General features: G+C 69.7%; 22 protein-coding genes. 9 read left to right on the top strand and 13 right to left on the bottom strand.

The genetic code is table 11. The features are described from left to right. The first annotated feature begins 24 nt into the window (after positions 1-24). Positions 25-1,221 carry an MFS transporter gene (locus tag ACIBGM_RS12640; RefSeq protein WP_396385482.1) on the top strand — a complete coding sequence of 399 codons (1,197 nt, stop codon included), beginning with the start codon at positions 25-27 and terminating at the stop codon, positions 1,219-1,221. On the opposite strand, the gene ACIBGM_RS12635 is transcribed toward ACIBGM_RS12640, so the two are convergent. Beyond that, positions 1,190-1,606, bottom strand: coding sequence for a helix-turn-helix domain-containing protein (locus tag ACIBGM_RS12635; RefSeq protein ID WP_360519264.1), 417 nt, complete (start codon positions 1,604-1,606; stop codon positions 1,190-1,192). The genes ACIBGM_RS12640 and ACIBGM_RS12635 overlap by 32 nt on opposite strands. Positions 1,607-1,673: 67 nt before the next feature. Here ACIBGM_RS12635 and ACIBGM_RS12630 point away from each other — a divergent pair, with 67 nt between their 5' ends. From ACIBGM_RS12630 to ACIBGM_RS12620, 3 genes are all read left to right on the top strand, one after another. Then, entirely contained in the window at positions 1,674-3,050 is a 1,377-nt protein-coding gene (locus ACIBGM_RS12630; RefSeq protein ID WP_396385481.1) for an MFS transporter, read from the top strand. Between the two features lie 280 nt (positions 3,051-3,330). Beyond that, positions 3,331-3,525 carry a hypothetical protein gene (locus ACIBGM_RS12625; protein ID WP_360519270.1) on the top strand — a complete coding sequence of 65 codons (195 nt, stop codon included), beginning with the start codon at positions 3,331-3,333 and terminating at the stop codon, positions 3,523-3,525. Next, complete coding sequence (locus ACIBGM_RS12620; protein ID WP_360519273.1) at positions 3,522-3,836, top strand: hypothetical protein; 315 nt, start codon at positions 3,522-3,524, stop codon at positions 3,834-3,836. Before ACIBGM_RS12625 ends, ACIBGM_RS12620 begins: the two co-directional genes overlap by 4 nt. Positions 3,837-3,992: 156 nt before the next feature. Here ACIBGM_RS12620 and ACIBGM_RS12615 read toward each other — a convergent pair whose 3' ends face one another. From ACIBGM_RS12615 to ACIBGM_RS12605, 3 genes are all read right to left on the bottom strand, one after another. After that, positions 3,993-4,745 carry a hypothetical protein gene (locus tag ACIBGM_RS12615; RefSeq protein ID WP_396385480.1) on the bottom strand — a complete coding sequence of 251 codons (753 nt, stop codon included), beginning with the start codon at positions 4,743-4,745 and terminating at the stop codon, positions 3,993-3,995. Further along, positions 4,738-4,863: a hypothetical protein gene (locus ACIBGM_RS12610; RefSeq protein ID WP_396385479.1), complete on the bottom strand. Its 126-nt coding sequence runs from the start codon at positions 4,861-4,863 to the stop codon at positions 4,738-4,740. The genes ACIBGM_RS12615 and ACIBGM_RS12610 overlap by 8 nt, the downstream gene beginning before the upstream one ends. Positions 4,864-5,183: 320 nt before the next feature. Next, positions 5,184-5,972, bottom strand: coding sequence for a methyltransferase domain-containing protein (locus ACIBGM_RS12605; protein ID WP_396385478.1), 789 nt, complete (start codon positions 5,970-5,972; stop codon positions 5,184-5,186). Positions 5,973-6,173: 201 nt separating this feature from the next. Here ACIBGM_RS12605 and ACIBGM_RS12600 point away from each other — a divergent pair, with 201 nt between their 5' ends. Next, positions 6,174-6,905: an aminoglycoside phosphotransferase family protein gene (locus ACIBGM_RS12600; protein WP_396385477.1), complete on the top strand. Its 732-nt coding sequence runs from the start codon at positions 6,174-6,176 to the stop codon at positions 6,903-6,905. A 2-nt stretch (positions 6,906-6,907) separates the two neighbouring features. Here the strand turns inward: ACIBGM_RS12600 and ACIBGM_RS12595 are convergent, their stop codons facing one another. Beyond that, entirely contained in the window at positions 6,908-7,264 is a 357-nt protein-coding gene (locus ACIBGM_RS12595; protein WP_360519287.1) for a nuclear transport factor 2 family protein, read from the bottom strand. 117 nt (positions 7,265-7,381) lie between these two features. Here ACIBGM_RS12595 and ACIBGM_RS12590 point away from each other — a divergent pair, with 117 nt between their 5' ends. Then, positions 7,382-8,176 (top strand): helix-turn-helix domain-containing protein, encoded by a 795-nt coding sequence (locus ACIBGM_RS12590; RefSeq protein WP_396385475.1) that lies wholly within the window; start codon positions 7,382-7,384, stop codon positions 8,174-8,176. Then, on the top strand, positions 8,173-8,679 hold the full coding sequence (locus ACIBGM_RS12585; RefSeq protein ID WP_396385474.1) for a DinB family protein: 507 nt from the start codon (positions 8,173-8,175) through the stop codon (positions 8,677-8,679). The genes ACIBGM_RS12590 and ACIBGM_RS12585 overlap by 4 nt, the downstream gene beginning before the upstream one ends. A gap of 42 nt (positions 8,680-8,721) precedes the next feature. Here the strand turns inward: ACIBGM_RS12585 and ACIBGM_RS12580 are convergent, their stop codons facing one another. Together ACIBGM_RS12580 and ACIBGM_RS12575 are read right to left on the bottom strand one after the other, a co-directional pair. Beyond that, entirely contained in the window at positions 8,722-9,723 is a 1,002-nt protein-coding gene (locus ACIBGM_RS12580) for a hypothetical protein (RefSeq protein ID WP_396385472.1), read from the bottom strand. Beyond that, positions 9,723-10,238, bottom strand: a complete 516-nt coding sequence (locus ACIBGM_RS12575; protein ID WP_396385470.1) for a SigE family RNA polymerase sigma factor — start codon at positions 10,236-10,238, stop codon at positions 9,723-9,725. Before ACIBGM_RS12575 ends, ACIBGM_RS12580 begins: the two co-directional genes overlap by 1 nt. Before the next feature lie 176 nt (positions 10,239-10,414). On the opposite strand from ACIBGM_RS12575, the gene ACIBGM_RS12570 reads away from it, so the two are divergent. After that, a complete protein-coding gene (locus tag ACIBGM_RS12570; RefSeq protein WP_396385469.1) occupies positions 10,415-11,614 on the top strand; it encodes a hypothetical protein in 1,200 nt (399 codons plus the stop codon). A gap of 93 nt (positions 11,615-11,707) precedes the next feature. Here the strand turns inward: ACIBGM_RS12570 and ACIBGM_RS12565 are convergent, their stop codons facing one another. From ACIBGM_RS12565 to ACIBGM_RS12540, 6 genes are all read right to left on the bottom strand, one after another. Further along, on the bottom strand, positions 11,708-12,592 hold the full coding sequence (locus tag ACIBGM_RS12565) for a hypothetical protein (RefSeq protein ID WP_396385467.1): 885 nt from the start codon (positions 12,590-12,592) through the stop codon (positions 11,708-11,710). A gap of 64 nt (positions 12,593-12,656) precedes the next feature. Continuing rightward, complete coding sequence (locus tag ACIBGM_RS12560) at positions 12,657-13,577, bottom strand: hypothetical protein (RefSeq protein ID WP_396385466.1); 921 nt, start codon at positions 13,575-13,577, stop codon at positions 12,657-12,659. Then, positions 13,574-14,107 carry a SigE family RNA polymerase sigma factor gene (locus tag ACIBGM_RS12555; RefSeq protein ID WP_360519311.1) on the bottom strand — a complete coding sequence of 178 codons (534 nt, stop codon included), beginning with the start codon at positions 14,105-14,107 and terminating at the stop codon, positions 13,574-13,576. Before ACIBGM_RS12555 ends, ACIBGM_RS12560 begins: the two co-directional genes overlap by 4 nt. 63 nt (positions 14,108-14,170) lie before the next feature. After that, positions 14,171-15,553, bottom strand: coding sequence for a diguanylate cyclase (locus tag ACIBGM_RS12550; protein ID WP_396385464.1), 1,383 nt, complete (start codon positions 15,551-15,553; stop codon positions 14,171-14,173). A 163-nt stretch (positions 15,554-15,716) separates the two neighbouring features. Beyond that, on the bottom strand, positions 15,717-17,264 hold the full coding sequence (locus tag ACIBGM_RS12545; protein ID WP_396385462.1) for a helicase HerA-like domain-containing protein: 1,548 nt from the start codon (positions 17,262-17,264) through the stop codon (positions 15,717-15,719). 170 nt (positions 17,265-17,434) lie between these two features. Next, positions 17,435-18,139 carry a peptidoglycan-binding protein gene (locus ACIBGM_RS12540; protein ID WP_396385460.1) on the bottom strand — a complete coding sequence of 235 codons (705 nt, stop codon included), beginning with the start codon at positions 18,137-18,139 and terminating at the stop codon, positions 17,435-17,437. A 159-nt stretch (positions 18,140-18,298) separates the two neighbouring features. Here ACIBGM_RS12540 and ACIBGM_RS12535 point away from each other — a divergent pair, with 159 nt between their 5' ends. Next, positions 18,299-18,592 carry a type II toxin-antitoxin system VapB family antitoxin gene (locus ACIBGM_RS12535; protein ID WP_132149481.1) on the top strand — a complete coding sequence of 98 codons (294 nt, stop codon included), beginning with the start codon at positions 18,299-18,301 and terminating at the stop codon, positions 18,590-18,592. The last annotated feature ends 29 nt before the right edge of the window (positions 18,593-18,621 follow it).

Below are 18,621 nucleotides of genomic sequence, written 5' to 3'. Positions count from 1 at the left end.
CTCGTCAGGATAGCTTCCCGAATCGTGAGGAACCGCGACTTCCGCCGGCTGTGGATCGGCAACGGCATCTCCGGGATCGGCTCCTGGCTGCTGATCGTCGCGATCCCGTTCCACGTCTACGACCTGACCGGATCGCCGGTGGCGACCGGGCTGGCGCTCGGCTTGGAGGCGCTCCCGGCCCTGCTCATCGGGCCGTGGGCCGGCGTCCTGCTCGACCGGTGCGACCTGGTCCGGGCGATGTGGATCGCCGACCTGGTCAGCGCGGCCGCCGTCGGGCTGATCCTGCTCGCCGACACCGACCGGATCTGGCCGATCTACCTCGCCATCCTGATCGAGAGTACGGCGACCACCGTCTTCCGGCCGGCCTCCCGGGCCCTGCTCCCCGCAGTCGTTGGCACCGGCAACGAACTGGCGGCGGCGAACTCCCTGAACGCCTTCACCGGCAGCGCGATCCGGCTCGCCGCACCACCGCTCGGCGCCCTCCTGCTCGCCGGTCCGGGGATCGAGTTCGTCCTCGCCGTCGACATCGTCAGCTACTTGTTGTCCGCGGCAATCATCGCGACCGTCCGCACCCGCCGGCACGCGACCACCGAGCGTTTCGACAGCCCGCTCGCCGGCTTCCGGTATGTCGCCGGACACCGCGCACTGCGTGGGGTCCTACTCGGCCAAACGGTCTTCCTGACCGCGAACGCCGGCCTGACCGCCCTGCTCGTTCCCTTCACCGTCGACCGCCTGCACGCCCCCGGCTACGTGCTCGGCTACCTGATCTCCGGCCTCGGCGCGGGTTACCTGATCGGCGCCGCACTCAGCACGAAAGCCCTTACCTGGTTGAAGATTCGCGACCTGCTCGTCGTCACCCAGCTCGCCAACGCAGTCGGCTACTTCGCCCTCTTCAACTCGCCCAGCGTCCCGTGGGCGATCGCAGCCGCGGCCCTCATCGGACTCCCCGGCAGCATCTTGCTGATCACGGCCGAGACCGCCATCCAGCGCACCGCGCCGGCCGGCATGTTGGGCCGCGTCGGAGCGCTCTTCTTCGCCGCCGACTCCCTCGCCCTCCTCGTCGGCGCGCTCGCCGCCCCCGCGTTGACGTTGGCCCTCGGGCTACCCCTGACGCTCAACGTGCTCGCTGGGTTCGCCGTCCTCGCGGGGGCTCTGACGTTGGTCGCCGTACCTGGTCATCCGGCGAACTTCACACGGACGCCGCTGCCGCGTCGTACCTAGCCCGGGCGGCGGCGATCTCGGACTGGTGCGTCTCGGTCCAGGTGACCAGGGACTGGATGGTGGCGTGCAGGGTGACGCCGAGCGGGGTGAGCTCGTAGTCGACCCGCGGCGGCACGACCGGGTGCACGGTCCGGCTGACCAGTCCGTCGCGCTCGAGTTGGCGAAGCGTCACCGTGAGCATCCGCTGGCTGATCCCGTCGATCGTCTTCTTCAGCTCGGTGAACCGCATCGACTCGTTGTCCAGCAGCGCGATCACCAGCAGGGACCACTTGTCGCCGATCCGGTCCAGGATCTGCCGGACGTCGCAGTCCTCCCGGGTGTCCCACTGGAACGCCTCTTCGTTGCAGCAGGAGTAACTCGGTTCCTTTGAAGTGCCTTCTTCCACAACTCCAGATGGTTCCTGATGATGGGGTCAGTTACAAGAGGTAACCGTCATCTCGAAGGAGTCTTTCGTGTCGTCAACCGTCACCCAGGAGCGGCTCACCGGCCGCGCCTGGGCCGTTCTCTTCGTGCTCTGCGGCGCGATCTTCCTGGAAGGCATCGACGTCTCGATGATGGGCGTCGCACTGCCGTCCATCCGGGCCGAGCTCGGCCTGGCCACCGGTGAGCTGCAGTGGATCGTCAGCGCCTACGCGCTCAGCTACGGCGGCTTCGTGCTGCTCGGCGGCCGGGCCGCGGACCTGCTCGGCCGGCGCCGGATGTTCGTCGGCTGGCTGGTCGTGTTCCTGCTGTTCAGCGGCCTCGGCGGGTTCGCCACCGAGGGCTGGGTGCTGATCCTGGCCCGCTTCGCCACCGGCGTCGCCGCCGCCTTCATGACCCCGGCCGGCCTGTCCATCATCACCACGACCTACCCCGAGGGACCGCAGCGCACCAAGGCCCTGCTCGTGTACGCCGGTACCGCTGCCGGCGGATTCTCGTTGGGCATGGTCACCGGCGGACTGCTCACCGCGATCGACTGGCGCTGGGTGTTCTTCGCGCCGGTGATCGTCTCGGCGGCGATCCTGGCCGGCGCGATCGCGCTGCTCCCGCGGGACGCCCCGAACACCCAGCCCCGCCAGAGCTTCGACATCCCGGGGGCCCTCACGCTGACCGGCGCCATGCTGCTGGTGGTGGCGACCGTCGTACGGGCGCCGGACGTGTCGTCGGCGCAGACCCTGGCGACCGGCATCAGCGGCGTGGCCCTGCTGGCCGCCTTCGTGGCGATCGAGAAGCGGTGCGCCTCACCGCTGATCCGGCTCGGGCTGCTGCGGAACACGTCGCTGATCCGGGCCAACCTCGGCGCGATCATGCTGGTCGGATCGTTCGTCGGGTTCCAGTTCGTGGCTGTGTTGTACCTGCAGGAGCTGCTGCACTGGTCCGAGCTGGAGACCGGGCTGGCGATGATGGTGATCGGCATCGACTCGGTGCTCGCGCCGACGCTGACGCCCTGGCTGGTGAATCGCTTCGGCAACGGGCGGGTGGTGTTCGGCGGGTTCATCCTCGCCGCGATCGCCTACACGGCGTTCCTGCCCATGGGGTCGAGCTTTGCGGCCATGCTGCCGGCGTTCCTGCTGCTCGGGCTCGCGTTCGCGCTCGCCTATGGCCCGTTGACGATCGCGGCGACCGAGCGGGTGTCGGAGGACGAGCAGGGGCTGGCGAGCGGCGTGCTGACGACGTCGTTCCAGTTCGGGTCGGCGCTCGGGCTGGCCGTCGTGGCCGCCGTACTGACCGCTGCGGACGAGCTCACGGTCGACGGCTTCCGCAACGGGCTGATCGTTCCACTGGCGGCCGCCGTGCTCGGAATCGCGATTTCGATACCGGCGCGTAAGCAGGTGAGCGCAAACAGTTAGCAGGACGTCATATATTTCGGTCCCGGTCGAAAAAGCAGCGCTGCCGAATCGTTATTGGCAAATTCCTGCAAACATTCTTGACAGGACATTTTCAGTGGTCCAGTCCAGTCCGCTGCACCCGCTCTGACCAGCAGGTTCGTAGGGTTTCCCTACTCTGCGTTAGGTGTCTGTAAAGGTCCCTTCGGAACTGTTCCGGAGGGACCTGCGGGTGTTGTGTTCTTTTCTCAGCGCCGGACAAAGCCGTCCGGGGCGCCGACCGAGACTGCCAAAGGGACCGCTGATGACCGAGACGCTCGAGACCCCCGCCTCGCACCGCCGCGTGCGGGTCTGGTTCGGCGCTCACCCGATCGCGGACCACACCGCCACAGCGGACCAGGCAGCGCAGTACGAGGAAGCCATGCGGCGGCGGTTCGCCTCCCTCCGGGTGACGAGCGAGCCCGTGCTGGTGGACAGCACCGCGGAGCCGGGACGATGACCACCCGGCCGACGGTGCTCGGGTACGTCAGGGCCGACGCGCTCAGTTGCGCGGAGGAGCTGGCCGCGGCGACGGACTCACTCGCCGCCTTCGCCAGCGCCGAGGGCTTCACCCTCGGCACCGTGTACACCGAGCGCGACGCGGCCGAGTCCGCAGCCTTCCACGCACTGCTCGAGGAGGTGAAGCGGACCGAGGTCCGCGCCGTCGTCGTACCGACGATGAACCACCTCGGCTCGGTCGGCACCCCGGCGGCGATGCGGCAGCACCTCGAGTTCCACCAGGCACATGTCTGGGCGGTCGACACGAGATAACTCCACACAGGCAAGCGGAGCTGACGTCTTGACCCCTGCATCGGCGTCGGTTCCGCTCTCCACCTCCACAGCTGCACCGGGGATGCCCGGGCGGTAGTGGACCAAACAAGGCCCCACCGGCTGCTACCGGTGGGGCCTTGCCGTTGGATGCGGAGGTCAGGCGACGATCTTGTAGCCGTAGCGCGTCATCACCGCGGCGACGGCGGAGTTGAAGACCCCGGTGACCTCGAGCTCGAAGTGCAGCTGCACCTTGCGGATCACCCGCTGGAAGTGCAGGTGCCACGGCACGCCCTTCGGCGGCACCGTCTCCGCCTTCGTGATCGCGCCCACCTTCGGGTGCGCGGCCCAGGCGATCACCCGGGCCCGGTCCGCGCCCCACTCGCCGGTCATCACGTCGTGGGTCCGCGCATGCGCCATCGCGCCGAGCGAGATGGTCGAGTCGGGCACCGGCTGGGCCGGCGGGTGCGCCTTCAGGTACAGCTCCCAGGTCATCCCGTAGTACCCGGCCGGGCCGTCGTCCTTGCCCCGGTCGGCCAGCCCGTTGCGCTTGCGCCGGTACTCCGCGACCTGGTGCGCCGCGCCCCGGGACAGGTCCTTGTCGCCGACCGCGATCGCGTGCACGTGGTACGGCCAGTTGCCCTGCGCCGGCGTCCGCAGCCAGGCCGCGAACCCGACCTGCCGCAGCGCCTTCACGACCGCCTGCCGCTGCGCCGTGCTCTTCGAGGCGACGTCGATGTCGACCGCGCCGCCGCCGTGATGGGTGCCGGCCGACGCGGTCACGCCGCCGGCGTTGTACGACCCCTGCAGGATCGCGAACTTCGACCTGTACAGCTTCTCCGCGGCCTCGACCATCGCCGCGGTCCGCTTGTTCAGCTGCTTGCCACGCCAGACGATCCTTGCTTCAGGCATCCGCCGACTCCTCGGCCGGGAACGCTGCGAGAATCAGCTCCGCGTCCTCCGCGGCGCCGAGCGCCTCCAAGTCGTCCAGGTCGTCGTCGGTCAACTCGTCGTCGAACAGGTTCGACATGCCTCATCCTTCCCCCGGTCACGTCCCGTGGCCTCCCCCGGTCACGGAATCGCCGTACAGCGTAGGGCGGCACGGGGTCGGGGGAAACGTTCTGCCGGGCAGCGAAGGTTCGATGAATGTGAAGATCTCGGGCGGATCTGCGCGCCGGTATGTATGATTCGCCCCCATTGGGGTACCTGTAGGTGGTCCCGCGGTTCGGTCAGTGCCATTCGGGCATGGGTGGTGTTCACCGAGCCGCGAGTTCTCCCTCTGAGGGGCGGGAGAACGACCGGCCCCGGCGGGCGTATCCCCAGGGTGCGCCCGCCGAGTTCGGACCTCTTTCAGAGTGCGGACGCGACGAACAGGTAGCGGTTCAGGCTGAAGAAGTAGCCGGGGCCGAGCGTCCGGAGGTCATCGGCCCACGCGCGTGCCTCGTCCGCGCCGACCCCGGCCCGTCCGGACACGAACTCGGCGATGATGTCGATCAGGCCCGCGCTCAGCGAGTGCGCGTCGTACCCGACGTTCAGCATCGGCACCACCTGCAGGTGGGTGAGCGTGAAACCGCTCTTCTCGAGTACGTCGCCCAGCGTGCGGGGCAGATGCGGATCGACCAGGTGCTCCTCGAACGCGGTCAGCACGCGCTGCATCCGGGCGTCGTCACTCGACCGCCACACCACCGAGTCCCAGTCGGTGTCCAGCAGTACGACGCGACCGGCCGGCCGGAGCACCCGTCGTACCTCCTCCAGCGCGCCGGCGACGTCGTCGACGTACTCGAAGACCTGGGTGGAGACGACCACGTCGAAGCTCTCCGCCGGGTGCGGGATGCTCGTCGCCGACCCCGGCTCGAGCTCGATCCGCGGCCCACCCGGAACCTCGGCGCGCGTCTGCGCGATCGCCAGCATGCTGTCGCTGATGTCGATCCCGCAGATCCGCCCGTCCGGCCCGACCTCCGGCGCCATCTCGGCCGCGAGCAACCCCGGCCCGACCCCCACGTCCAGCACCCGATCCCCCGGCCGCAACGCCAACGCCGCCCGAACCACCCGCCGCTGCTCCACCACGTCCGGCGCGGTGTACACCACCTCCATCTGCCGCGAAATCCCCGTGTCGAACTGCAACCCATCTCCGCCCATGCCCCACATCATCGTCCGCCGACCGCCGGGCGGACAGGGCTGATTGAGGGGCAGACCGATCTGCCCCGGGCTAGCTTGGGGCAGATGATCGAGCTGCCTGAGGGGTTTTTGGGGATGCCGCGGTGGTGGCGGGAGGGGGCGGAGTGGCTGGGTGGGTTGCCGGGGGCGGTGGAGCGGCAGTGTGCGGCTTGGGGAGTGGCGGTGAGTGGGGAGGTTGCGTACGGGTCCAACGCGATCGTGGTGCCGGTCGGGGCAGATCGGGTACTGCGGATGTCGCCGCCGGGGCGTGAGGTCGAGGAGCTGGCGCAGGCGCTGGCATGGTGGGACGGGCGGGGCATGGTCCTGATGTACGACGTCGACGTCGAGGCCGGCGCGATGCTGCTGGAGCGGTTGTCGACGCCGTTGGCGACCAGGCCGGTGGACGAGGCGGTCGCCGTACTCGGGCAACTGATGCGACGGCTGGCGGTGCCGGCGCCCGAGCACGCGCTTCACACCACCGACGTGGTGACCAGGCGGGCGGCGGAGTTGGAGGCCGAGTGGGAACGGCACGACCGGCCGTTCGACGCCGGCATCCTGCGCGAGGCGCTCGCCGTTGCGCCGCAGCTCGCCGAGACCGCATCGGACCTCGCGGTCAACGGCGACCTGCACTCCGACCAGGTGCTCGCCGGGACGCGCGAGGACTGGCTGACGGTCGACCCGGTCCTGATGCGCGGCGACCTCGCGTACGACCTCGCGCGGGTGCTATGGACCCGCCTCGACGAGATGACCGACATCGTCGCGCACTTCGACATCGCCGTACGCGAGGCCGCCCTGGACCCGGACCGCGCTCGCAACTGGGTCGTCTTCCGCGCCGTCGACTACTGGCTTTGGGGCCTCTCGAACGGCCTCACCGAGGACCCCGTCCGCTGCGCCCGCCTGATCTCGGCGTTCTGACGTCAGTGCGCCGGGGCGAAGTCGTGGAACCCGATGACCTGCTGGATACGGCCGTCGGCGGTCAGCAGCACGATGTCGGTCCCGCCGGCGACCGGCTCCTGGCCTTCGGCCTTCAGGTGCCAGGTCCAGCGCAGGTAGCTGTGGTGCTCGTCGATCTCGCCGATGCGGACGAAGGCCAGGCCGGGGAACATCTGCTGGGCGCCGCCGACCAGCTTGTTCAGCTCGTCGTGGCCGGTGGCCTCGAAGCTCGGGTCGACGAAGGTCCCGTCGGTGGCCCAGTTCGCCTCGATCAGCGCGGCCCGGCGGTCGGCGTCGGCCTCGTTCCACATCGCGAAGTACTGGTCGGCAAGGGTGCTCATGGTGTGTCCTCCTGAGTCGGAATCTCCTGATGACCAGAACCCTGCCGCCGGACGTCGTACCCGGTCGATGACGCCGGAGGTAATGGCGGCGACCACCCCACCGGCTACGGTCGGAGCATGGCAGTGACGATCGAGGAGACGTTCCAGCGCCCGGTGGGCGAGCTGCTGCGCAGCTGGCGGGAGCGCCGCCGGCTGAGTCAGCTCGAGCTCGCGAACCGGGTCGAGGTGTCCACCCGGCACGTGAGTTTCGTCGAGACCGGGCGGTCGAAGCCGAGCCGCGAGATGGTGCTCCGGCTGGCCGAGCACCTCGACGTACCGCTGCGGGACCGCAACCAGTTGCTGCTCGCCGGTGGCTTCGCGCCGATCTACAGCGAGGCGTCCCTGCACTCGCCGTCGATGCTGGCGATCCGTACGACGCTTCGTCGCCTGCTGAAGGCACACGAGCCGTACCCGGCGCTCGTGGTCGACCGCTGGTGGAACATCGTCGAGCACAACGCCGGCATCCGGATCTTCACCGCCGACGTCGACGAACAGTTGCTCAAGGCCCCGATCAACGCACTCCGGCTCACCCTGCACCCGGACGGCCTGGCCCGCCGGCTCACCAACCTGGCCGAGGTCCGCGCCGCGGCTCTCGCCAGCCTGCAACGCCAGGTCTCCAGTACGGCGGATCCCGAGCTCCAGGACCTGTACGACGAGTTGCGCGGGTACGCCGCCGCTGACAAACCGGTGCAGCCCGGGCCGGCCGAGGTCGTCGTACCGATGAATCTCCGGCTCGAGGGACACGAGTTGTCGCTGCTCACGACGATCGCGACCTTCGGCACGCCGCTCGACGTCACCGTGTCGGAGTTGATGATCGAGTCGTTCTATCCGGCCGACGAGCCGACCGCGGAGTTCCTGCGAGGGCTCTCGTGACGCAGCCACCGCCGCAGGAGGTCGGCGACACGATCGAGCTGCACCTCGGGTTCCTGGACTTCTACCGCGGGGTGATCGAGGCCAAGTTGACCGGGATGAGCGACGCCGAGCTGACGTCCAGCCGGCTGCCGTCGGGCTGGTCGCCGCTGGAGCTGCTGAAACATCTGGTGTTCATGGAACGGCGCTGGCTGCGCTGGGGATTCGACGCCGAGCAGGTCGACGAGCCGTGGGGTGACTCCGGCGGCGACCCGGACGGCCGTTGGTCGGTCCGGCCCGACGAGACCTTGGCCGGGCTGATCGCTCGGCTGCACGAGGGTGGCGAGACCACCCGGCGCCTGGTGACCGGGGTGGATCCCGCCACCCGTGCTGCGACCGGCGGCCGATTCGGCGAGGAACGGCCGACGGTGAACTGGATCCTCTTCCACGTGCTCCAGGAGTACGCGCGGCACGCCGGCCATCTCGACGTGGTCCGCGAACTCGCGGATGGGGTCACCGGCGAGTAGGGACTCGCATTCGCCTACCCGCCGGTGACCACCCGGGGTGCCCTACCGGTTTGAGGAGGGGAGACCGGTGGGGAAGCTCGGGGTTTCCGTGTGGATGCTCGGCTTCGTGGTAGGGAACGACGGCTTGGTCGTCGGGTACGACGGCTGCTTGCCCGGGTCGACGGTGATTTTCACACCGCCGGAGACCGTGACGGTCGGCACGGCCGGCTTCGGCGCGGACGGCTTGGCGCTCGGCGTCGGCAGCGACGGCTTGCCCGGCAGGGTCGGCTTCGGCGCCGGCGCGGACGGCTTCTCGGACGGCACGCCGTGCACGCAGTCCGGCAGGGTCGGCGTCGCGACCGGCTTGCCCGGCACCGAGGGCTTGGCCGACGGAAGCTCACTCGGGACCGCCACCGACGGCAGCGACGGCTTGGTCGTCGGCACAGACGGCAGCGTCGGCTTGGCCGGCAGGCTCGGCTTCCCGGTCGGGACCGACGGCGTGCCCGGCAACGTCGGCGTCTTGGCCGGGATGCTCGGCTGACCGGCCTGGATCGACGGCTTGCCCGTCGGGAGGCTCGGCTTCGGCGGCACGGACGGCGTACGTTGCGGCAGCGTCGGCATCTTGGTCGGGATGCTCGGCGTCCCGGGCAGCGAAGGCTTCGTCCCCGGCAGCGAAGGCTTCACCGACGGCACGGTCGGCTTGGCCGGGACCGAGGGCTGCTGGTTGGGGTCGATCGTCTTGTGCACCGAGATGGTGGCCTTCGGCAACGCCGGCTTGCCCGGCAGGCAGGTCGGGTCGACCGACGGCGTCGGGGTCTCGGCCGGAACGACGGCCGGCACCGACGGCTTGCCGTCGCCGGCCAGCAGGTTCTTGGCGGCGGTGGGCCCGCCGACCGCGGCGGACACCGTCGCAACGGTTCCGGCCAAGGCGGTGACGCCCGCCGCGGCCAGTCCACGGCGGAGCCAGGCCAGCCGCTTGCCGCGCCGCATCAGCTCGGACGCGTTCGGCTGCCAGGGCTCCAGGTCGTACTCGAGAGCGCTGCGTACCCGCTGCTCGTCACTCATCAGTGTCCTCCAACTCCTGTTTCGATCAGGTCGGGTGCCAGCCGCAACTTGGCCAGGGCGCGGGACGCCGTGCTCTTCACGGTCCCGGCCGCCAGGCCCAGCAGCTCGGCAGTCTCGGCCTCGGAGAGATCCTGCGAGTAGCGCAGCGCGACCACGGCTCTCTCCCGCACGGTCAGACCGGCGAGCGCCGAGAGCACGGCCTCCCTGGTCTGGACCTCACCGGCGAAGTCCGCCACCGCTCGCTGGTCCCAGTCGTTGACCACCGGGTCGCTGGGAACCTCGTTGTTCCAGCGCCGCCGGGACTGGGAGAGGAACCGGTTGACCAGGACCCGGCGTACGTAGCGCAACGGGTCACCGTCCAGCCGGTGCCATTTCGGATAGGACCGCATCAACGCCTGCTGCACCAGGTCCTCGGCGGTGTGCCGATCGCCGCACAGCATCTCCGCGAAGCGGAGCAAGGGGGTCGACTGCGCCAACACGAAGCGCTCGAAGTCGGCGTCCGCGGTCCGGGTCATCGAATCTCCTCTGCCTTTGTCACACCGGTCCAAACCCGCTGGGTGATCGATCAGGTTCTGTCCGTACACCAACTCCAGCGAAGAAATTTATTGACGGGCTGTACAGAAGCCAGGTTGATTTGTCACATTGGGTCGAGAAGCGCAGCACACCTTCACCGCCCCGGAGGTAACCGCCCATGCGTATCACCCGATGTGCGCAGCTCACGGCCGCTCTGGCCGCGACGCTCGCGATCTTCACCGCCACCTTGCAAAGCACCGCTGCCCCGACCGATCCGGTCGCCGTCACGGCCCAGCCCGTGGCCGGATCCAGCAACGTGAAGGTCGAAGGCAGCCGGATCATCCTCGGCGACGCCCCGGCCGCCATCGGCTCCAGCGAGATCAAGCAACGCTCGGGTCTCGCCGAGCTCACGCCGGTCCGCTTCGACGCCGCCACCTCGGCCGTCGTCGTCGGCTACACGTCCGGTACGCCGGACGGTTCGTCGGCGGAGGTCGACGTACGGGCCTGGGTCAAGGACAAGTGGACCGAGTGGACCCCGGCAAAGTCCGGTACGCCGACCGCACTGCCCGGTGCCAGTGACCAGGTCCAACTGCGGATCGTCGTCAGCGCCCCACCGGCCGGCGGCAGCCCGTGGGTCGGCGACGTGACGGTTCAGCCGACCGACAAGGTCGACCCGAGCCGGATGAGCATCCAGGCCGCACCGCTGAAGTCCCGCGTCTTCGCCACCCGCGAAGGCCTGGTCGGAGGTACGACGGCCAACGGCCACGTGATCGTGAACCGCGACCACTTCGTCGCACTGCCGTCCCGCCGCGGACTGTCCGCGAACGGCTCCGGCACCTACTCGGTCAAGGTCTGCACGGCGTCGCGGTGCGCCTTCGAGCCGGTGTGGGACGTCGGCCCGTGGAACACCAAGGACGACTACTGGAACCCGAGCGCCACCCGGGAGATGTGGAAGGACCTGCCCCAGGGCAAGCCCGAAGCGCAGGCGGCGTACCAGGACGGGTACAACGGCGGCAAGGACCAGTTCGGCCGGACGGTCGCGAACCCGGCCGGTATCGACCTTGCGGACGGGACGTTCTGGGACGGGCTCGCGCTGACGAACAACGCCTGGGTCGACGTGACCTACCTGTGGACCGGAGACGGCGGCCGCGGCACGGTGTCGATCTCGTCCGGCTACCTCAACGTGCGGAACGCGGCCAGCTCCTCCGGCGCGATCGTCGGGATGGCGGGCAAGTCCGCGCAGGTGACCGTCGAGTGCCAGACGACCGGTCAGAGCGTCACCGGCTCGCAGGGCACCAGCAACATCTGGCTCCGCGTGCACCCCGGGATGTATGTCGCGAAGGCGTGGGTCTCGGCAGGGACCTTCGGCGCCTGCTGAACGCCCAGGCCATCACAATCGCGCCTCCGGCGTGATCTGCCGCGTGCGGATCGCCCGAGGCGGCGATTGTGATGGCCTGGCGGTTCGCAACTCTCAGCAGCCGTGGCTGATCTGGGCGCAGGTGTCCTCGCCCCAGGTGAGGATGAAGTTCCGCAGCGGCTGGCCGTTCGGCGCCCACAGAATGACCTGGATCTGCGGTCCTTCGGCGGACCCTTCCTTCCAGGGCGTCGCGGTCTGGTGCTGCATCACCCAGTAGTTGCCTTTGACGACGGCCTGGGTGGTCTTGCCGTCGGGGAAGGTGTAGGAGATCTTCGCGACGTTCGACGGCAGCTGGCCGGCGGCCCAGTAGTACTCGTACTGCTTGCCCTTGATCGAGATCAGGTTGTTCGCGACCGCGAATGCCTCGGCGTCACCGGGCGCGGGCTTGGCGATCTTTGCGGGCTGCCGGATCGAGCCTTCGCCGCCGCCGTTGCGGGCGAAGGCGGTGTCGCAGCCGGCCCAGTACTTGCTGTCGGCAAGGATCAGCACGGTGCCGGGAGCGCCGTTGAGCTGGGCGACGACCTTGGCGTTGGAGCCAGGCACGGGTTCGCCTCGTTCCGCGGCGACCTGCTTCAGCCAGCTCTTGCAGGCGGCGACCGGGTCGGCCGGCGGCGCTTGCTCGGCCTGTTTTGTCGGCATCGGCTTGTGCACCCCGACGGAGCTCGGGATCTGGCTCGGCGTCGGCGCAGCACGAGTCGGTGTCGGCCTCGGCACCGGGGTTGCGAGGCTGCTCGGGGTCGGGGCCGGAGTCTCCAGTCCGGCCGGGCTCGGCGTGGCGACGGCCGGAGTGTCCGACCCGCCCGCGGCCGCGGTGTCGGCTGACGAGTCCCGGTTGCGAGCCACCGCCGTACCGGCGATTGCGACACCGGCCACCGCGGCGACGGCGAGTCCGCTCACCAGCACTCTGACCATCCGCCGCTTCCGGTCCTGTTCGATCATCATTGCCCTTTCGTCCGGTCGGTTCGGGCTGAAGGACGCCCGCGACGGCCGGAAAGGTTCTGTCTCAGCAGCCGTGCGTGATCTGGGCGCAGGTCTGCGTCCCCCAGTTCAACCGGACGTCGTTCAGTACGGCGCCGGTCGGCGAGAGCAACTGCACTCGGACGCGATCGCCCAGGTCGTGGGCGCCGGGCGGCCGGCTGGAGACGTGCCGCATCATCCAGAAACCGTTGCTGACCTTGGCATCCACGACCGCGCCGTCGACGAAGCTGTACCGCACGGTCGCGACCCCGGCGGGCAGCATCCCTGCTGCCCAGAAGTAGTCCCGGTGACCGGCTGCGGTCTCGATGACGTTGTTCGCGACCGCGAAAGCGTCGTTGTCCTGCACGGCCGGCCGTTGCAGCTCGGCCGGCCGTCGCGCCGACGGCATCGTCCGGAAGGTGGTGTCGCAGGCCATCCAGTAGTTGCTGTCAGCAACGACGATGAGGCTGCTGTCCAGGATGCCGCGCTGCTTGGCGGCCGGCCCGGGGGCAGGCTCGCCGGCCGAGGCCAGCAGGCAACTCGTCACCGTCGGCGTACTGGCGCTTCCCTGGGTCGGCGGGTCGGACGCGGTGGGCCCGGGTGTGGTCACGCTTGATCCGGACGTGATGGTCGACCCGGGCGTCAGACTCGACGGCGTCGGCACCAAAGGTGTCGGAAGCGGTGTCGGCCGCACAGTCGGCGTCGGCGTCGGCTCGGTCGACACGACCAGGGGTGGGTCCGCGGGCTCGGGCGAGGTGCCGAGGGTCCAGTCGCTGGCCAGGAGTCCGCCGGCCGCAACCGCGAGCACCGCGGCCGACGCGACTCCCGCGGTGGCGAGGCCGCGGACCTTCCGGCGGCGGCGTGCGCCCGCGATCACCCGGGCCGGGTCGAGCGGCGTGATCGTGTCGTCCGGCGCGAGGGCGGCCCGCAGGTCGTCCTCGGGGGTGACTCTCCGCTCGTCGTTCATGCTCGTTCTCCTACGTACCGGCCGCTCAACTCCGGAGCCGTGCGCAACTTCTCCAGCGCGCGGGCGTTCGCACTCTTCACCGTGCCGACCGCGACCCCGAGGACGGCGGCGGTCTCCTTCTCCGTCAGATCCTCGACGTACCGCAGTACGACGACCGTCCGCTCGCGCCGGGTCAGGGTCGCCAGCGCGGCGCCGATCGCCACCCGGCGGGCCACCGCGCCGGCCGGGTCGGCCACCGACGCATCGAGGTACTGGTCGAGTTCCACCGCGTCGCCACTCGGCCGCTCGCGCCAGGGACGACGCCGTACCCAGGACAGGTGCTGGTTGACGACGGCCTGCCGGACGTAGCCGAACGGGTCGGCCATCTCGATCCGCTCCCAGCGCAGGTAGGCCTTCTCCAGCGCCGTCTGGACCAGATCCTCCGCGAGTTCGGCGTCGCCGCAGAGCATCCGCGCGAAGTGCACCAACCGCGCGGACCTGGCCAGCACAAAGGCGGTGAAGTCGTCGTCACGACTCCCCGGACTCGCCATGCCCTCTCCGTCCTGCAGCCCTCACACACAGGACGCCGTACCCGGCCGAAAGGTTCTGCCGGATCAGCTGCGATCGGTGGGAGCCGCGGCCCCGGTGGCCACCGCGTGGTCGGCCGGGGCGGCATCGCGGTCCGTCGGGCGGTCCATGGGAGCGGGCACCGGCGTCGGCAGGGGACGCGGCGGAGGTACGACGTCCGCGGCCAGGCGGACGCGGTTGCGACCGGCGGCCTTGGCGGCGTACATCGCGCGGTCGGCCCGCAGCAGCAGGTCGTCGACGGTGATGCCGTCGGCGGGGTAGACGGCGACGCCGATCGAGACGGTGAGCTGGAAGGTGTCCGGGTCGAGCTCCGGGTCGTCCAGGACGCCCGCGCACATCGCGGCCAGCGGGCTCGCGGCGACCGCGTTGCGGAGCCGGTCCGCGGTCACGGTCGCGTCGTCGAGGCCGGTCTCCGGCAGCGCGATCACGAACTCCTCGCCACCGAACCGGCCGATCACGTCCTTGGCCCGGATCGCGCTGCGCAGGATGGTCGCGACCGCGCGCAGCGCCTCGTCGCCGACCAGGTGGCCGTGCCGGTCGTTGACCTGCTTGAAGTGGTCGATGTCGATCAGCAGGACCGCCATCGGCTCGTTCTGGTTCCGCGCGGCGCGCAGCATCTCCTCGGTCCGCCGGCGCCACCAGTCGACCCGGGTCAGGCTCGTCTTCGGGTCGGTCTGCACCTCGGACTCGAGCTGCGTGAGCAGCAGCGCCCGCTGCGCGGTCAGCGTGATCGGGATCGCCACGAACGCGAACCAGGGGCTGACCAGGCAGGATGCAGCAAGCAGGCAGCCGAGCGTCGCGGCCGTCGCGTCGGTGCACAGGTCGTCCATGCCGCCGAACGCCTCCCGCCAACTGCTGCCCGGGAGGATCAGCGAGATCGCCAGACCACAGAGCACGGTGTCGGTGACGACGTACGCCATCCCGGCCGCGACCATCGACACGACCAGGCCCAGCCCGCCGCCTCCGGTCAGGCCGCCCACCGCGGTGAAGGCGGCGTGCGCGGAGCCGACCGCGAGCACGTGCACCGCAGTGGAGAAGGCCCAGCGGTACGGAATGCACTTGCCGGCCCGGATCCGCCACCAGATCCGGAGCAGTACGGCGACCAGGATCGCCAGCGCGGGGTGAAGCACGATGGCGGCCGCGATCATCCAGGCCGGGGCGAGGTCCTTGTGCAGCGCACCACCGCGCCGGCGCCGATTCTCCACCCGGCGCGCGCCCTCGACCGCGATCAGCGCCGAGGCGATCAGCGCGAAGACCACGTCGAGGCCGTGCCAGCTCGGCAGGCCGGTGAAGGCCTGCACCGCGTACCCGACAGCGGCGAGGTCGACGAGCACGACAACAGCGAACGCCGGGACCGTCAGGGTCCACAGCGCCCATTGCCGCATCGCTCGCCTACTCTGCGCAACCATCGCGTAACACCGTACGACGAGTCGGCGTCTCGTCCCAATCGGCGGCGGCGCGCTGTGGATGACGATGTGGGAACGATGGACACTGGTTGATGATTCAGTCGTTTGATCAAGGATCAAACGCCGGAATCCCTTGCAGGACAGGTAAATCCCGAGCGCTGAATCCCTAGCGCCGCCGCCGCGCCGCCCCGAACAGGCCGCGGACGATCTCCCGCCCGGCCGAGCGCGCGAACTGCTTGAAGGCGGACGAGCCGATCACCTGCTCGACCATCGACTTCTCCTGCTTCTGCGCCCGCTGCCGAGGCTCCGGCGCGGGCTTGGCCTGCTCCTGCGCCTGCTTCTCGGCCTCGGCCGCCTCCGCCCCGGCCTGCACCTTGGCGGCGAGCTTCTCGTACGCCGACTCCCGGTCGATCATCTCGGTGTACTTGGCGTTGTTCGGCGACGCCTGCACGGCGGCGGTCAGCTGCTCGGCGGTGGCCGGCGCCATCAGCGACAGCGGCGCCCGCAACCGGGTCCACGCGACCGGCGTCGGCGCGCCCTTCTCGTTCATGACGGTGACGACCGCCTCGCCGATGCCGAGCTGGGTGAGCACCTCCTCCAGGTCGTACGACGAGCTCGGGAACGTCGACACCGTCGCCTTCAGCGCCTTGGCGTCGTTCGGCGTGTGCGCCCGGAGCTGGTGCTGCACCCGGGAGCCGAGCTGCGCGAGCACCTCGTCCGGCACGTCCTTCGGCGTCTGGGTGACGAAGAAGACGCCGACCCCCTTCGACCGGATCAGCCGGACGGTCTGCGCGATCGACTCCAGGAACGCCTTCGACGCGTCGTTGAACAGCAGGTGCGCCTCGTCGAAGAAGAACACCAGCTTCGGCTTGTCCACGTCGCCGACCTCGGGCAGGTCGTCGAACAGGTCGGCCAGCAGCCACATCAGGAAGGTGGAGAACAGCGCCGGCCGGTCCTGCAGGTTCGGCAGCTCGAGCAGCGAGATGACGCCCTTGCCGTCGCGCTCCTGCATCAGGTCCGCGGTGTCGAACTCGGGCTCGCCGAAGAACGCCTCGGCACCCTGGTCGGCGAACCCGATCAGCGCCCGCAGGATCACGCCGGCCGTCGCGGCGGACAGCCCGCCGAGCTCCTTCAGGTCCGCCTTGCCCTCGTCGCTGGTCAGGTGCGTGATGACCGAGCGCAGGTCCTTCAGGTCGAGCAGCGTCAGGCCCTGCTTGTCGGCGTAGTGGAAGATCAGGCCGAGCGAGGACTCCTGGACGTCGTTGAGCCCGAGCACCTTGGACAGCAGCACCGGCCCGAACGACGTGATGGTGGCCCGGATCGGGACGCCGGTGCCCCGGCCGCCGAGCGCGTAGAACTCGGTCGGGAACCCGGTCGCGGTCCACTCCTGGCCGATCGTCTTGGTCCGCGCCAGCAGCTTCTCGCTCTCCTGCCCCGGCTGCGAGATGCCGGACAGGTCACCCTTGATGTCGGCGGCGAACACCGAGACCCCGGCGGCGGACAACTGCTCGGCCATCAGCTGCAGCGTCTTGGTCTTGCCGGTGCCGGTCGCGCCTGCGACCAGGCCGTGCCGGTTCACCATCGACAGCGGGATCCGGACCGCCGCGTCGGGTTTGGGCTCGTCCCCGGCCAGCAGAGCGCCGAGCTCGATCGCAGCCCCCTCGAACGCGTACCCCTGCTTGACGGTCTCCACGACGTCGGCATTCTCGGCCATGTCAGCGTGCCTTTCCCCGATTGACGGAACTACCCGCTGCGCATGCTAGTGCTTCTTCGAGGTGGTGCGGCTCGACAGGAGGTGTCCGCCGGTCACGGCCGGTTCCCCGCTCGGCTCAGACCGGGAGTGGCCGGCAATGGAAGTACACGTCCTGTCGGCCTGCACCCCGATCAGCGCATCACGACGACGCGGACCGACTTGGCCGTGAACGACCAGATCGTCGCCGACATCGAGGCCGACACCCGGATGCAGCCGTGCGAGACCTTGTAGTTCGTCCCGAGCAGCCAGTCGGCGTGGATCTGCCGGCCGTTCGACTTGTAGGTCGGGATCTGGTGGAAACCGATCCCGCACGGGGCGAAGCGGACGAAGTTGTTCAGGTACAGCGATCCGCCGTCGGTGTTCCTCCGGATCCGGGCCGCCCGGCCGCACTTCGAGCCGCTGGTGTACGTCCCGGCCCGCAGGTACCGCGGGTTGTCGATGATCCCGCCCTGCCGGACGACCTTGCCGCGGGCATCGATCAGCCAGACCCAGTTCTGCGACTGGCTGATGACGATCCGGCGGCCGCTGCCGGACCGGGCCGGGACCGGGCGGACGTCACAGCGCTTCGCCGTACTCGCCATCAAACGGGTGTACGTCGTCCCGGTCGGCGAACCGTTCTGGCTGAGCCGGTTGGCGGACTGGAACCGGACCGTGGCGGCCTTGGTCATCGAGCCGATCCGGCCGTCCACCGGGCCGGCGGCGCAGCCGAGCTTGTTCAGCCGGGTCTGGGCGGCCTTGGCCTGGGTCACGGTGATCGCGTCGGCCGGCAGCGCCGTACCGGCCGCGACCAGCGTGACGGTGGCCGCGGCGACGCCGAGTTTGGAAAGAATTCGCATGCGGTTTACCCCCCAATCCGTGGGCCGCGCGGAGACGCCCCACCTCTCCTTGCCCCTAGTGACGCTGATCGTGCCCAAAAGGTTGTGCCGCCACTCCGGTCTGTTCCGGTGACATTCACGACCTCTCGCACGACCCGTTCCCCCGCTAGACTTCGAGGGGTGATCTTCAAGCGCGTCGGGGAGGAACGGCCGTACCCGGACCACGGGCTCAAGCCGAAGGACTGGTCGTCGCTGCCGCCACGGCAGGTGCGGCTGGACGAGCTCGTCACGACCAAGGGCACCCTCGATCTGAACGCGCTGCTCGACGAGGACTCCACCTTCTACGGCGACCTGTTCGCGCACGTCGTGGAGTGGAAGGGTGAGATGTTCCTCGAGGACGGGCTGCATCGGGCCCTCCGGGCCGCGCTGCAGCAGCGTTCGGTACTACACGCCAGGGTCCTGGTCGTGGACTGAAACATGGCTGCTCACGGGGGGTTGAGCCG

It is taken from the genome of Kribbella sp. NPDC050470 (assembly GCF_044458365.1).
Classification (GTDB): Bacteria; Actinomycetota; Actinomycetes; order Propionibacteriales; family Kribbellaceae; genus Kribbella.
The sequence above is the reverse complement of the archived record's forward strand: the minus strand, read 5'-3'. Positions and strand labels throughout refer to the sequence as shown.